A 12,863-nucleotide genomic window follows, 5' to 3' on the forward strand; every position below is an offset into this window, starting at 1 on the left:
GCAGTAATATGTCCAATCAGTTTCAGGTCGATCCGGGGTTAGGAGCAAGCGTGCAGCCGCAGGCATCTGTGAAAAGCGTACCCCAGCATCTGCCGGAGCTAGACGGTCTACGCGCGGTCGCCTCCCTTGGAATCATTGTCACCCACGTGTCTTTTCAGACCGGAACTGGGTGGGGGTTTGCCGGGCGCTTCGATTTTTTCGTCGCCGTTTTCTTTGCACTCAGCGCCTTCTTGCTGTGGCGCCGCCGTGGCTTGCACAGCTTATCCGGCTATGCGCGCTCGCGCGTGGCACGTCTGTTGCCGGCCTATTATGCCTGCGTGGTGGCGGTGATGCTCCTGCTTCCCGACGCCCACTCACTCACCCTCACCCAATTGCTGAGCAACCTGACTTCCACGCAAATTTATGTGGTCGACGGGTTGGCCCCAGGTCTTACCCATCTGTGGTCGCTGTGCGTGGAGTTCTTCTTTTATCTCTTCTTGCCTGTGCTGGTGTGGCTGCTTGGAACGCTGCCGCGGCGCTGGCGCATTGCCGCCATTGTCTTGGCGGGAGTGCTCAGCTGGGCGTGGGGATTCGTGCCCTTTGTAGCCGATTACGCCAAGGACCAGGTCAATTCGCAGATCTGGCCGCCGGCGTATGCCTCGTGGTTTGCCGTGGGAATGCTGGCCGCCGAATGCGAAGAGGCCGGCATCAGTCGGCGAGTGCAGCGCGTGCTGCGGCCGCGCTGGGCGTGGTGGCTCGCGGCGGCGGTGGTGCTGTGGGTTGCCAGTCGCGAGTGGTTTGGGCCGCAGGGGCTTATCCATCCCGAACCCGCGGAATTTTCTCGCCGCATCATGGCGGGCGCGGCCTTTGCCGCAGTCGTGGTGGTACCGGTGGCTCTAGCCCCGCGGGAGAAATCTTGGCTGACCAGCCCACTCATGCAGGCACTGGGTACATGGTCCTATTCCATCTTCTTGTGGCATGTGGCTATCTTGGGCCTGGCCTTTCCCCTTACCGGGGTGCCGCTTTTTAGCGGGAAACCCCTGGACTTTTGGGTCATTCTGGCTGTGACTGTGGTGGGCACCGTGGTGGTTTCGGCCGCTAGTTATACGCTCACCGAGCGTCCCGGCCGGGATCTTCTCCTCGGTCGGCGGCGAAAAGACAGGCCACGCCCGCGGCACACAAGCAGCTAAGCAAGAGCGAATCACCCGCATAGGAACCAGACGTCCACGGCGCGCGGGCGAGGATGGCTCCAGCCGCAGCGACTACGCCGGGGGCGAGATAGCCGCGCGGGATGGTGGTCCAGCGCACTACCAACCACGCGGCCACGGCCGCCACTGCGGCCGGCCAGCCGGTAAGGGCCAGTGCACCAAGTGCCACGGCGGCTGAGGCAGCGCCCTCACGCGGTGCGTGCCAGGCGGGCTGGGACGGGCGGCGCGCGACCGCAAGGAGGCACAAGCCGAGCGTCAGCAATCCCAAGGAGCCGCCCAAGAGGAGGGTGGCGCGATAAACCGGCTGGGCGGTGAAGGACATATGGAAGTCGCCGGAACGGCCGGCCGGAATGACAAAAGCCTGGGTGGCGGCGTCGATCTCGCGCGGGGTGAGCTCGTCATTGTCCAAATACCCGCGCAGGCCCTTATTAAAGGCGCGTCCGGTGACCAAGAGGCGGTCTTCCTCGCTGGCTTTAATCGAGTATCCAGTGGGCTCCGAGGGCTCCGGCGGGCGCCAGCCCACCTCGCGAAGGCTCACCCACGGTCCAGTGGTGCGCACACGGTGCGTGCCGGGGCTCAGGGTGAGGGAATCGCCGGGGGAGTAGCGGTGGGCGTCGATAAGCACCGGCTTGGTGGAATCTACCTTTACCCGCATGGGGCGCGGCGCCGTGAAGTCGCGGATGAGCACACCGGTATCTTGCAGCATCTGCTGGAAGAAGAAATGGTGCACATCGGGGGAGGTATCCGGCACGGTTACTACGCGCTCGACCGGCTGGCCCTCTACCCCTAGTTCCGCGATGCCGGTGCGGTGGGACAGCTCCACGCGGATGGCCTCGGTATCGCCGCCAGGTACGCGTACCTCCTGCGAGCGGAAGGGCTGTAAGTCCACGTCTACTGCGGCGCTGCCGGAGCGCACCGTAACCGTAGTGGCGCTGGTGGCCATGAGCTTTAGGCGCGGTTGGGTGAAATGACCGCGCAGCTCAATCCACCCGGAATCATCGCCCGGCGCGGGCCACCACGCGGTGGAATTTTCCCCATCCACCGCGGCCGTAGCGGACTTGTGCGGTTGGGCGCCACCGAAGGCCGTGGCATCGGCTGCCGAGGAGGAGACCGCCACGGAACCGCCGTGAGTCTCGACCTGGCTAAGAGGCCCCGCGGAGGGATAATCGCGCAGGCGGTTATTTACGTGGCTGGGGTCGTCTGCAGCCAGGGGTGCGGAGATAGGGCCGTCGAGGGTGCCATAGTTGCGGTCCGAAAGCGTCGGGGTATCGGTGACGATATCGGCGTCGCGATCGACGAGCTGGCGGGTGGTGGGGCCATAGTGGGCGTCGAGAAGCGCCAAGGCTTCCCCGCCGCCGGCCACGCGGACTGGGTCTGTGGGCCCTAAGGACATGCCGGCGTGGTTGAGCAAGATGACATCGACCTCGTCGAAGCGGTGGACTTCGCCGCCAAATTTACTGGCCAGGGCCTCGTCCTCACCGGTGAAGAGATCGTGGCGCACCATGACCGCGCCGATGCCCAGGCGCTGAAGGGAGCGCACGCCGGTGGCTGGGTCCTCCTTCAGTGCGGCCATGACGCCGTCGAGCCCGCGGATAGCCTCTGCTGGTACGAGTGGAACGGCATCGCGCACGGCCCAAGGGACATCGAGCAGCGGCTGGGCCGGCTCATCGCGCGTCCACCCCCAGGTCTGCCGGGCAAAGGATGCTTCCGGGTAGATAAGGGTGCGGGTATCGGCGGCATGAGTATTGATAAAGTCCGTGGCCTCGTGCCAGTAGGAGGGAACCTCCTTATACGCCCCCAGCGGCAGCAAGCGCTGCGACCATGCCGGGGAGATGACCGCGATGCACAGCAGTAGCGTGAGCGCGCCTACTGTCTGCTTCTTGGTAGGCCGCAAGCTCTGCGGTAGAGGCAGATGCGCGCAGGCGCGCGCGACACCCAAAAGCAGTGGGATGCGCACCAGCGGATCAAACTTATGCAGGTTGCGCAGCGCGGCCAGCGGGCCATCGAGAGCATCGAGGTACCACCCCGCCTGGCAGCCCAGCACCGCGATGCCCACCATTAGGACAACGGCCCACACACGCGGCAGTTTGGTGAGTCCGTAGATGCCCACGGCCGCGATGCCCATGGTGACCAGCACGAAGAAGGATTCGGTAGCCAGCGCATTGCCCGCCACGCGCTCGGTATCTACAAACGGTGTCCAGCTCGTGGTTCCGCGCAGAATTTCTGGCAGGTTGAGCCAGCGCGTGGTCACGCGAGCGGATTCGATGAATTCCGTAAACGGCGGGGCGTAGCGGCCAAGTACGATAAGCGGGCCGATCCACCACGCCGATACCGCCAGGCACCCTAGGATCCAGGCCGCGCCGGGTTTGAATGCGCGGCGGTAGAGCACAATTACCGCGGCCGGGGTGCAGGCGGCGATGGTGGCGGTGGCATTGACCGCACCCATGAGCGCTACGGGGATGGTGGCTGCGGCGGCGTCGCGCCAGGTGAGCTTGGCATTGAGGAAGGGCAGGATGACCCAGGGGGCGAGCATGACCGGCCAGGTCTCGGAAGAAATGGCGGTCAGGGTAGAAAGCGCGCGAGGCGAGAGCGCGTAGAGCATCGCCGCCACCCAGACCCACCCGCCGCGCAGGCCTACCTTGCAGGCGAGCTTATGAAAGCCGATGAAGCCAACGCTTAAGACCACCAGCCACCATAGGCGCTGGGCCAGCCAATCGGGCAGTGGCTGGGTCAAAACGAAGAAGGGCCCCTGGGGAAAAAGATAGCCATAGGCCTGATTTTGTAGTTGTCCCAGGGTAAAGGTATCCGTATAGGCGCTCAGTGCCCCGCGGAGAAAGTGCAGCGGATTGGCGGCCAGATCATGCTTGGTATCGGCAGCTGTCAGCCCCCACGGCTGCACGAGGAGGATGAGCGCTAGGGCAAAGATCCCCAGCGGGTAGGGGCGGGCAAGCCGCCCGCGGAGGGTACGCACACCTAGTTGCGGGATCCGTACTCAGGGCCGCCCAAAACCGCATCGGAAGCAGAAACCGCATTGCCTTCCGGCACGGTATCAGTGCCGGAGAACTGCGCGATGCCGATGATGGTGATGACGCCGAGCGCGATGCCCACAACAGCGCTACCGATGGCGGGGCCAAGGGTGCGCTTGTTCAAAGAATCGGTTTCCAGAGCCATGGCTAAAAATACTAGCAGCTATTTAGAAGTATTCTGCCTCATCATCGTCCGCGTCTTCCTCGTTTTCCTGCGGCACGATAAAGACGGGAAGGCCGGCATTGCGCACAATCTGATCGGCGGTGGAGTTGGTCCACCAGGCGCGGAAACCTGTCAGGGCGCGGGTGCCGGTCACGATGACATCCACGTCCAGCTCGTGTGCTGCATCAATGATGGCGGAGGAAATAGTGGTGGCGGATTCCACCAAGTGGGCGCGGCCAGCCAAGCCCAGGCTTTCGGCTAGTTCGATGCCCTGGCGGCAGATTTTCAACGCTTCCTCGTAGGCCGGATCCTCTTCGACGCCGTCCGGGGAGACGGTGGACTGGTGCATTCCAGTGCGGCTGACGGCGCGGGCGGTCTGCCGGGCTACGGGTTCCCAAGCGGTGAGGATTTCCACCGTGGTGGGCCGCAGCAGCTGGGTCGCGTGCTCGAGGGCGCGGCCGGCTCGTTCGGTGCCATCGTAGGCAATTAGCATTGTCTCGCCGTTACTCATGTGGCTAGTCTACCCACCGTTTCAGACAGAAGGCGAGGAATATTGCACACTGGAAGGCATGAAAACTCCGCGCATTCTCGCCAGCCTTGCCCTCGTGACGGCCTTGGGCGCCTGCTCTACCTCCCCTCAGGAGGACGCCGAGAGTCAGGACTCCACCACCCCAGCGGCATCGAGCTCACCGGCCGCGACGCAAGAGACGCAAGAAGAGACTTCGCAGGAAGCAGCCCCGCAGCAGGACATCCGCGCCATGGCCGCCTCTGTGTTGATGCCCCCGGTCACCAATTACGACGATGCTAAGGCCAAACTGGATGCTGGCGTGGGCGGAATCTTTATTCCCAGCTGGGCGGATCCCAACCTGCTGCAGGAAGAGGGCCGCGATATTAATGCCCTGCGCCAAGAGGTAGGCCGCGACTTTGAAGTCTCCATCGATTTTGAAGGCGGGCGGGTGCAGCGTTTCTCAGAGATCTTGGGCGATTATCCCGCACCGCAACAAATGGCAGCCGAGCGTTCCCCGCAAGAGGTGGAACAGCTGGCCCACGAGATTGGCACGAGCCTCAAGGCTAATGGCATCAACGTGGACTTTGCGCCGGTGCTCGACGTCGATGGCAATGGCCTAGAGGTGGTGGGCGATCGGTCCTTTTCCACCGATCCAGCACAGGCGGGTGAATACGGCGCCGCCTTTGCCCGCGGGTTGGATTCCGCTGGGGTCAAGGCCGTATTCAAGCATTTCCCGGGACACGGCCGTGCTTCTGGCGATACCCACCTGGCCGAGGCCGTTACCCCGCCGCTGGAAGAGCTGGAGGGACACGAGTTCATTCCTTTTAAAACCGCCCTCCCTCAAGCGCCGAATGCCGCGCTCATGATGGGCCACCTCGCCGTGCCCGGTTTGGGCGATGGCCAGACTCCTGCTTCTATGCTGCCGGAGGCTTATGGCTTGGCTCGCGAGACCCTGCAGTACGACGGCCCTATTTATACCGATGACATCGGTGGCATGAAGGCGATTGCGGATTCGCTCCCGCTTGCCGACGCCGTCGTGACCTCCCTCAATGCGGGTGCCGATATGCCCCTGTGGTCCACCGAGGGCGATATCAATGCGGTAATCGATGCCGTTGTCGGTGCCGTGGACGAGGGGCGCCTGCCGCGCGAGCGTCTCGAGGACGCGGCCCGCCATGTCAGCGTTCCACCGGCCGACGTTGCAGCCGAGGCCGCACAGGACTAGGAAAAATACCACTAAAACCGTTAACCTTTAAGGCGTGAAAAAGGCAGAAGGAAAAAACGGTGCTAAAGGCTGGCTCATCGCGCTCGGTGTATTTGTCGGCCTTGTCCTGATCGCGGGTATTGCTTATGCCTGGGATGTCGCGGCAAACCAGGACAAGATTCCGCGCGCCGTTTCCGTCAACGGCGTGGACATCTCCGCCATGGATCGCACTGCCGCCGTGGAGAAGCTCGAAGATGAGCTTGCGGGCGTAGAGACCGAACCCGTTTCCGTCACCTCCGGTGACCTTCACACAGAACTCGTCCCTTCCGAATCGGGCCTTGCCCTGGATAACCAGCGGGCCGTGGACAATATTAAGGAGCCTTCCCTCAACCCTTTCACCCGCCTGTATAGCTTCTTCCGTTCCACCCGGGATATTCCGGTAGAGACCAACGTAGATGAAGCCCAGCTGCAGCCTGCCTTGGAGCGGGTGAAGAAAAACCTTTCCACCCACCCTGTCGATGGCATGTTGGAGCTTAACAACGGCGAGCTCAAGGTCACCGACCCGAAACTTGGCCAAACCGTGGATGCCGGCTCCTTGCACAACGCGGTCACAGAAAACTGGCTCGATTCCGAGGGCGTGGACGTGGACCCAGAAGAGGTAGAACCGGCCATCAATGATGCGGCCATCGAGGCCATGCGCACCGGCGACGCCGCTAAGGCACTGGATAATCCGATTACCTTGAAGGCTAAAAATAATGTCACGGCTACCCTGAATAAGCCGGAAATCTCCCAATTCACCAGCATTGAAAAGAAGGACGGCAAGCTCAAGCTCGCCGTGGATACCAACCGCGCGCAGGAGCTGTTGGCGGAGCGCTCTGAGGGCGCCGATGTGCCCGGTGTGAATGCCAAGATTTCCTTCAACGGCAACGACAAGCAGGTCACCCCGTCCGAAGATGGCGAAATCATCGACTGGGAGCCGACCATGAAGGACTTTGACAAGCGTGTGACCGGTGACGACCGCGAGTGGGACGCTACTTATAAGCCGGACCCTGCCGAGTTCACCACCGAAGACGCCAAGAAGGCGACCTTTAACGATACCGTTGGCGAGTTCACAACCGAGGGCTATTCCGCTGCCTCGGGCAAGAACATCGAGCTGGTGGCCCAAGAGGTCAACGGCGCTGTAGTCAACCCCGGCGAGACCTTCTCCCTCAATGGCTACACCGGCCCCCGCGGCACTGCCCAGGGCTATGTGGAATCCGGCATCATTATTGATGGCCACTCCGGTTCCGCCGTCGGCGGTGGCATCTCCCAATTCGCCACTACCTTGTACAACGCTGCCTACTTTGCGGGCATGGAAGATACCGCCCACACCCCGCACTCGTACTATATTTCGCGCTACCCCGCCGGCCGCGAGGCCACCGTTTACGAAGGCGCCATCGACCTGCAGTTCACCAATACCTTCAACACCCCGGTCCGCATTGAGACCGACTTCGGGGGCGGCAAGATTACCGTGCGTTTGAAGGGCACCAAGACCGTTGACGTTGAGTCTGTGAACAATGGCCGCTGGGCCAATACCGACCCACAGCCGATGTCTGTGCCAGGCAGCGACTGCTCGCCTTCCTCTGGTGCGCCAGGCTTTACGACGTCTGATACCCGCATCATCAAGGACCTCGGCGGCAAAGAGCTCTCCCGCGAGACCACCACCACGGTCTACGACCCGCAGCCCATCGTTCGCTGCGGATAGTAGGCTCGGAGCCATGGAAGAGAGAACTCTGACAACGCTCATCTTTGGCAATGTGGTTATCGAATCGAACCTGCGCGGGGCAGAGCTGCGCGTTTACAGCGAAGATTGGCGCGGATATCAGCTCCGGACTGACCTTGGAGTGACGTTCCGTGCCCCGCTGGATAATATCCGTGGCACCGTGCCTCAGCGTGATATGGCCGAGCTTGTGGAGAGATTCTTGAAGCCGGCCGCCGCAGAACTAGAGGCGCACTATCCAGGCGGGGTAGAGCGGGCACAAAAAGAACTTGCCCAGTGGTTAAGCGCCACAGACTAGCAAGAAAATTCCCCCCCGAAAATTGGAGCCGACGACGGGAATCGAACCCGCGCTAGCAGCTTGGGAAGCTGCAGTTCTACCATTAAACTACGTCGGCACTGCGCACTTGTGCGCTCCGGCCTACTATACACCTTGGCCTTCGGCATGAGTAGAATTGGGGCCGTGCTTCTTTCAGATCGTGATATCCGTTCCGCCATTGACGCCGAAGAATTGGGCATCGAGCCCTTCGACAGCGAGCTTATCCAGCCCTCCTCGGTAGACGTGCGCCTGGATAAATATTTCCGCGTCTTCAATAACTCGCGGTATACGCATATTGACCCCAAAGAGGAAATGCCGGATCTCACCACCTTGGTGGAGGTAGAAGAAGATCAGTCCTTCATCCTGCACCCAGGCGAGTTCGTCCTCGGTGCTACGTTGGAAAAGTTCACCCTGCCTGCGAACTTGGCTGGCCGCTTGGAGGGCAAGTCTTCGCTCGGCCGCTTAGGATTGTTGACCCACTCCACCGCGGGCTTTATTGACCCAGGCTTTTCCGGTCACATTACGCTCGAGCTTTCTAATACAGCCAACCTGCCCATTGCCCTGTGGCCGGGCATGAAGGTGGGTCAGTTGGCGATTTTCAAGATGACTTCAGCAGCTGAAAGCCCTTATGGCACGGGTTCGCTGGGGTCGAAGTACCAAGGCCAGCGTGGCCCGACGCCATCGAAGTCTTACCTGAATTTTCGATAGGCTTAAACCGGTATTCACATAAGGCCTTTAAGATAAGGCCTTATGCGTATGACTGTAATCGGCACCGGATACCTGGGTGCAACCCATGCTGCGTGCATGGCCGAGCTCGGCCATGAAGTACTAGGCGTGGACGTAGATGAAAATAAGATTTCCGCTCTTAAATCGGGCAAGGTTCCGTTCTATGAACCGGGCCTGCCGGAGGTTCTGGAGCGCAATATCGAGGCCGGACGCCTCGATTTCAGCACGGACTACGAAGAAGCAGCCGAGTTCGGCAATCTGCACTTTTTGGGCGTCGGAACTCCGCAGCGCCGTGGTTCCTACGCGGCGGATATGACCTACGTTAAGGCCGTTATTACGGACTTGGTGCCCAAGCTCAAGGGCGATCACATCATCTTCGGTAAATCTACCGTCCCGGTCGGCACCGCCGCGGAACTCCAGGAACTAGCCAATGAGCTTGCCCCAGAAGGCGCCACCGTGGAAATTGCCTGGAACCCGGAGTTCCTGCGCGAGGGCTATGCCGTCAAGGACACCATCACCCCAGACCGCATCGTGTTCGGCGTTGGTGAAACCAACAATGAAAGTCGAGCTGAAGAGGTCGCGCGTGAAGTCTATGCCCAGCCGCTCTCGCAAGACACCCCATTTATTGTCACGGACTGGCAGACCGCGGAGCTGGTCAAAGTCTCCGCTAACGCATTTCTAGCCACCAAGATTTCCTTTATCAACGCAGTCTCCGAAATCTGCGAGATTGCGGGCGCGGACGTGACCGCGCTTGCCGACGCCATTGGGCTCGACGAACGCATCGGCCGCAAGTTCTTAGGCGCCGGTCTCGGCTTTGGTGGCGGTTGCTTGCCCAAGGATATTCGCGCCTTCATGGCCCGCGCCGGCGAACTTGGCGCCGACCAGGCGCTGACCTTCCTGCGCGAGGTAGACGCTATCAATATGCGCCGCCGCGACCGCGTGGTAGACCTTGCCAAGGAAGCCTTCAATGGTTCTCTGCTTGGTCACCGCGTGACCGTGCTGGGCTGCGCGTTTAAGCCAAATTCCGATGACGTGCGCGATTCGCCCGCCCTTTCCGTGGCCGGTTCCTTGTCCTTGGCCGGTGCGGCAGTAACCGTCTATGACCCAGAGGGTATGGACAACGCCAAAAAGGTATTCCCCACCTTGGATTACGCCGCAGACACTGATGACGCCCTGAGCGAGGCCGAGCTGGTGATTTTGGCTACCGAGTGGAAGCAATTCAAGGAATTGGATCCGCAGCAAGCGGGCCAGCTCGTGGACAATAAACACATTATCGACGGCCGCAATGTGCTGCCTGTCGCGGATTGGCAGCAGGCAGGCTGGAAGGTTGAGGCCCTAGGCCGCACCCTCTAGGTTCTCAACTGCCTAGATACGAAAGGCTGAGCAGCGTCGATGCTGGCTCAGCCTTCCGCTTAGGCTTAAGCTTTTGTACGCTTTGGCACCGTGAAGGCCGCAATGGCCGTAGTGATGGGAACCGCGAGGGTCAATGCCATCGCGCCCACTCCAGAACGCAGCAGCTCAGTAGCGACGAGATCGCTGCTCAAAATCTGTCCGGCAGGGCGTTCTGCTGCGGTAATCAGCATGAGCAGCGGCAAGGTCGCGCCGGTATAGGTGAGAATCAGCGTATAGACCATGGAGGCAATATGGTCGCGGCCCACCTTCATTGCGGAGAGGAAAAGCTGTGTAGGGCGGGCATCAGGATCCGCTTCGTGGAGTTCGGTAATGGTGGATGCTTGGGCCACGGCGACGTCGGCAAGGCTGCCCAAGGCGCCAACTACAAAGCCGCACAAGAGCACGCCCACGATGGATACATCAGGCATATAAAGAAGTAGCTTGAGGTTGTCCTCAGAACTGTAGCCCTGCAACTGCGAACCATTGATAGTGGCCCATGCCAGCACCGCTGCGAGAATGAGAGCGGTGAGGGAACCACCCACCGCCGATGCCGATTTCCAATTCATGCCGTGGACGAGAGGAACGGCCAGCAGAATGATGGCAGAGCAAGCTACAAGGGCGGACCACAGGGGATTATGGGCGTCGATAAGAGCGGGGACGAGGAATGCAAAGATCACGCCTAGGCTGAGCACTAAACCGATAATGGCACGCACGCCATGCCACGCCGCAAAAGCGATAATGACGACGGCGACGATAACCGCCCACAGAGCTAGGCTTCCGGTGCGCTGATAATCAGCAAAAGCATAGGACACAGCGCCGGAAGGGTCATCTGCCTTAGAAAGAACAATTTTATCGCCCGGTTTAAGCTGCGGATCGCCGGCATTTCCGTAGGTGACCAGTTGGGTCATGCGTCCTTCGTCCTCGCCGGAGGTGATATTGACCAAGGCGCGGTCGCACTGCACTTCTTCAGACCCAGGAATGAGCGGTGGCTTATCGAAGGCCTGCCCAGTAAGTTCCGATTGGCAAGCCGAGTGGTCTGTCGTGTCGACCGTGCCTTCGACCTGTGGGTGGTTGAGGGCGTAGGTTTGCTGAAAATCGGTGGAGGTGTGCTCGCTGGCTGGGCTAGTAGGCCACAGCAATGCCATGCCCGCAATGGTGGCTATAAGAGCTATGACGAGCACGCCGAGCAAGGCTAAGCGCCAAGGATGGTGAGCTATCGAAGTAGAGAGCCGACCCCATGAACTTCGAGTCGGCTGAGGCTTAGGTGCCGCAGAATGTCTTCCCATGCACCATATTGTTATGGATTATTACTATCATTAGCAACTGGCGGGGAAGAAAGCTACTGCTTATAGCTCACCAGGAAGTTGCCAAGGCGCTCAATGGCGTTTTCGATCTGGGATGCCCACGGCAGCGTGACTACGCGGAAGTGATCTGGGTTCGGCCAGTTGAAGCCGGTTCCCTGAACCATGAGGATCTTTTCCGCCTTCAAAATATCCAGCATGAGCTTGGCATCATCATGGATTTCATACACATTCGGATCCAGGCGCGGGAAGAGGTAGAGCGAGCCCATGGGTTTTACCGCGGAAACGCCGGGAATCTCATTGAGCTTCTCGTAGGCGATATTGCGCTGGCGTAAAAGACGCCCGCCGGTACCGGTGAGCTCAAAGATGGACTGCCGGCCACCCAGCGCCACCTGGATAGCGTGCTGCGCCGGTACGTTCGGGCACAGGCGAGTTCCGGCCAGAAGCTCAAGGCCTTCGATGAAGCCACGGGCGTGGTGCTTAGGGCCTGTAAGTACCATCCAGCCGGCACGGTAGCCACACACGCGATAGGCCTTGGATAAGCCATTAAACGTGATGGTGAGAAGGTCAGGGGCTAGCGAAGCGATGGAGATGTGCTGCGCGCCGTCATAAAGAATGCGGTCATAGATCTCATCGGCCAAGATGAGCAGGTTATGCTCGCGGGCGATGCTGACAATCTTCTGCAGTACTTCGCGCGAGTAGACCGCACCCGTCGGGTTATTAGGGTTAATGACCACGATGGCTTTGGTCTTATCCGTAATCTTGGACTCGATGTCCTCGATGGATGGATTCCAATCATCCTCCTCATCACACAAGTAGTGCACTGGGGTACCACCTGCCAGAGAAGTAGCTGCGGTCCACAATGGATAATCCGGTGCCGGGATGAGAACCTCATCGCCGTTATTAAGCAGCGCTTGGGTGGTCATGCTGATGAGCTCGGAGACGCCATTGCCCAAGAAGACATCGTTGATATCGAAGGGTGGGAAATCCTCCAGCTCGTAGCGGGTAACGATGGATCGGCGGGCAGGAATGATTCCCTTGGAGGTGGAATAGCCCTGGGAATTAGGCAGGGCGGCGATCATATCGCGCATGATGACATCGGGTGCTTCGAAGCCGAAGACGGCCGGGTTACCGGTGTTGAGTTTCAAGATGGTGTGGCCATCGAGCTCCATGCGTTCCGCTTCCGCAGAGACCTCGCCGCGGATGTCATACGCGACGCCCTTGAGTTTGTCGGATTGGTCAAAGATGCGGTGTTTGGGAGAAGTCATGGGAATATTGTGCCAC

11 protein-coding genes and 1 tRNA gene are annotated in these 12,863 nt (G+C 60.4%); 6 read left to right on the top strand and 6 right to left on the bottom strand.

The genetic code is table 11. From position 1 onward, the window contains the following. Nucleotides 1-8 precede the first annotated feature (8 nt). The gene (locus RAE07_RS08855; RefSeq protein ID WP_317001702.1) at nucleotides 9-1,169 is read left to right on the top strand and encodes an acyltransferase family protein; all 1,161 of its coding nucleotides are present in this window, start codon (nucleotides 9-11) and stop codon (nucleotides 1,167-1,169) included. On the opposite strand, the gene RAE07_RS08860 is transcribed toward RAE07_RS08855, so the two are convergent. From RAE07_RS08860 to RAE07_RS08870, 3 genes are read right to left on the bottom strand one after another with little or no spacing between them, the layout of a single operon-like run. Next, complete coding sequence (locus RAE07_RS08860; protein WP_317001703.1) at nucleotides 1,090-4,158, bottom strand: alpha-(1->3)-arabinofuranosyltransferase domain-containing protein; 3,069 nt, start codon at nucleotides 4,156-4,158, stop codon at nucleotides 1,090-1,092. The genes RAE07_RS08855 and RAE07_RS08860 overlap by 80 nt on opposite strands. Before the next feature lie 2 nt (nucleotides 4,159-4,160). Then, nucleotides 4,161-4,358, bottom strand: a complete 198-nt coding sequence (locus tag RAE07_RS08865) for a DUF2613 domain-containing protein (RefSeq protein WP_005325448.1) — start codon at nucleotides 4,356-4,358, stop codon at nucleotides 4,161-4,163. A gap of 22 nt (nucleotides 4,359-4,380) precedes the next feature. Continuing rightward, nucleotides 4,381-4,887 carry a universal stress protein gene (locus RAE07_RS08870; RefSeq protein ID WP_317001704.1) on the bottom strand — a complete coding sequence of 169 codons (507 nt, stop codon included), beginning with the start codon at nucleotides 4,885-4,887 and terminating at the stop codon, nucleotides 4,381-4,383. Between the two features lie 58 nt (nucleotides 4,888-4,945). Between RAE07_RS08870 and RAE07_RS08875 the strand changes: the two genes are divergently transcribed. Genes RAE07_RS08875 through RAE07_RS08885 form a run of 3 tightly spaced genes read left to right on the top strand, consistent with a single transcriptional unit; the run spans nucleotide 4,946 to nucleotide 8,142 of the window. Continuing rightward, nucleotides 4,946-6,106 (top strand): glycoside hydrolase family 3 N-terminal domain-containing protein, encoded by a 1,161-nt coding sequence (locus RAE07_RS08875; protein ID WP_317001705.1) that lies wholly within the window; start codon nucleotides 4,946-4,948, stop codon nucleotides 6,104-6,106. A gap of 34 nt (nucleotides 6,107-6,140) precedes the next feature. Next, nucleotides 6,141-7,829 carry a VanW family protein gene (locus RAE07_RS08880; protein ID WP_316360686.1) on the top strand — a complete coding sequence of 563 codons (1,689 nt, stop codon included), beginning with the start codon at nucleotides 6,141-6,143 and terminating at the stop codon, nucleotides 7,827-7,829. A gap of 13 nt (nucleotides 7,830-7,842) precedes the next feature. After that, complete coding sequence (locus tag RAE07_RS08885; protein WP_239206591.1) at nucleotides 7,843-8,142, top strand: hypothetical protein; 300 nt, start codon at nucleotides 7,843-7,845, stop codon at nucleotides 8,140-8,142. Between the two features lie 23 nt (nucleotides 8,143-8,165). Here RAE07_RS08885 and RAE07_RS08890 read toward each other — a convergent pair. Next, nucleotides 8,166-8,239, bottom strand: a tRNA-Gly gene (locus RAE07_RS08890). A gap of 65 nt (nucleotides 8,240-8,304) precedes the next feature. On the opposite strand from RAE07_RS08890, the gene dcd reads away from it, so the two are divergent. Next, on the top strand, nucleotides 8,305-8,868 hold the full coding sequence (dcd, locus tag RAE07_RS08895) for a dCTP deaminase (protein WP_034656041.1): 564 nt from the start codon (nucleotides 8,305-8,307) through the stop codon (nucleotides 8,866-8,868). Nucleotides 8,869-8,910: 42 nt separating this feature from the next. After that, on the top strand, nucleotides 8,911-10,239 hold the full coding sequence (locus RAE07_RS08900; RefSeq protein ID WP_317001706.1) for a UDP-glucose dehydrogenase family protein: 1,329 nt from the start codon (nucleotides 8,911-8,913) through the stop codon (nucleotides 10,237-10,239). Between the two features lie 65 nt (nucleotides 10,240-10,304). On the opposite strand, the gene RAE07_RS08905 is transcribed toward RAE07_RS08900, so the two are convergent. Next, the gene (locus tag RAE07_RS08905; protein WP_317001707.1) at nucleotides 10,305-11,468 is read right to left on the bottom strand and encodes a YibE/F family protein; all 1,164 of its coding nucleotides are present in this window, start codon (nucleotides 11,466-11,468) and stop codon (nucleotides 10,305-10,307) included. A gap of 149 nt (nucleotides 11,469-11,617) precedes the next feature. Continuing rightward, nucleotides 11,618-12,847, bottom strand: a complete 1,230-nt coding sequence (locus RAE07_RS08910) for a pyridoxal phosphate-dependent aminotransferase (RefSeq protein ID WP_317001708.1) — start codon at nucleotides 12,845-12,847, stop codon at nucleotides 11,618-11,620. Nucleotides 12,848-12,863 lie beyond the last annotated feature (16 nt).

The organism is Corynebacterium nasorum (assembly GCF_032821635.1).
Lineage (GTDB): Bacteria > Actinomycetota > Actinomycetes > Mycobacteriales > Mycobacteriaceae > Corynebacterium > Corynebacterium kefirresidentii.

What these genes read in the sequence shown, in the direction of transcription:
- RAE07_RS08885 (WP_239206591.1), top strand. Translation starts at nt 7,843, where the DNA reads ATGGAAGAGAGAACTCTGACAACGCTCATCTTTGGCAATGTGGTTATC.
- RAE07_RS08870 (WP_317001704.1), bottom strand. Translation starts at nt 4,887, where the DNA reads ATGAGTAACGGCGAGACAATGCTAATTGCCTACGATGGCACCGAACGA.
- RAE07_RS08855 (WP_317001702.1), top strand. Translation starts at nt 9, where the DNA reads ATGTCCAATCAGTTTCAGGTCGATCCGGGGTTAGGAGCAAGCGTGCAG.
- RAE07_RS08865 (WP_005325448.1), bottom strand. Translation starts at nt 4,358, where the DNA reads ATGGCTCTGGAAACCGATTCTTTGAACAAGCGCACCCTTGGCCCCGCC.
- RAE07_RS08910 (WP_317001708.1), bottom strand. Translation starts at nt 12,847, where the DNA reads ATGACTTCTCCCAAACACCGCATCTTTGACCAATCCGACAAACTCAAG.
- RAE07_RS08875 (WP_317001705.1), top strand. Translation starts at nt 4,946, where the DNA reads ATGAAAACTCCGCGCATTCTCGCCAGCCTTGCCCTCGTGACGGCCTTG.
- RAE07_RS08900 (WP_317001706.1), top strand. Translation starts at nt 8,911, where the DNA reads ATGCGTATGACTGTAATCGGCACCGGATACCTGGGTGCAACCCATGCT.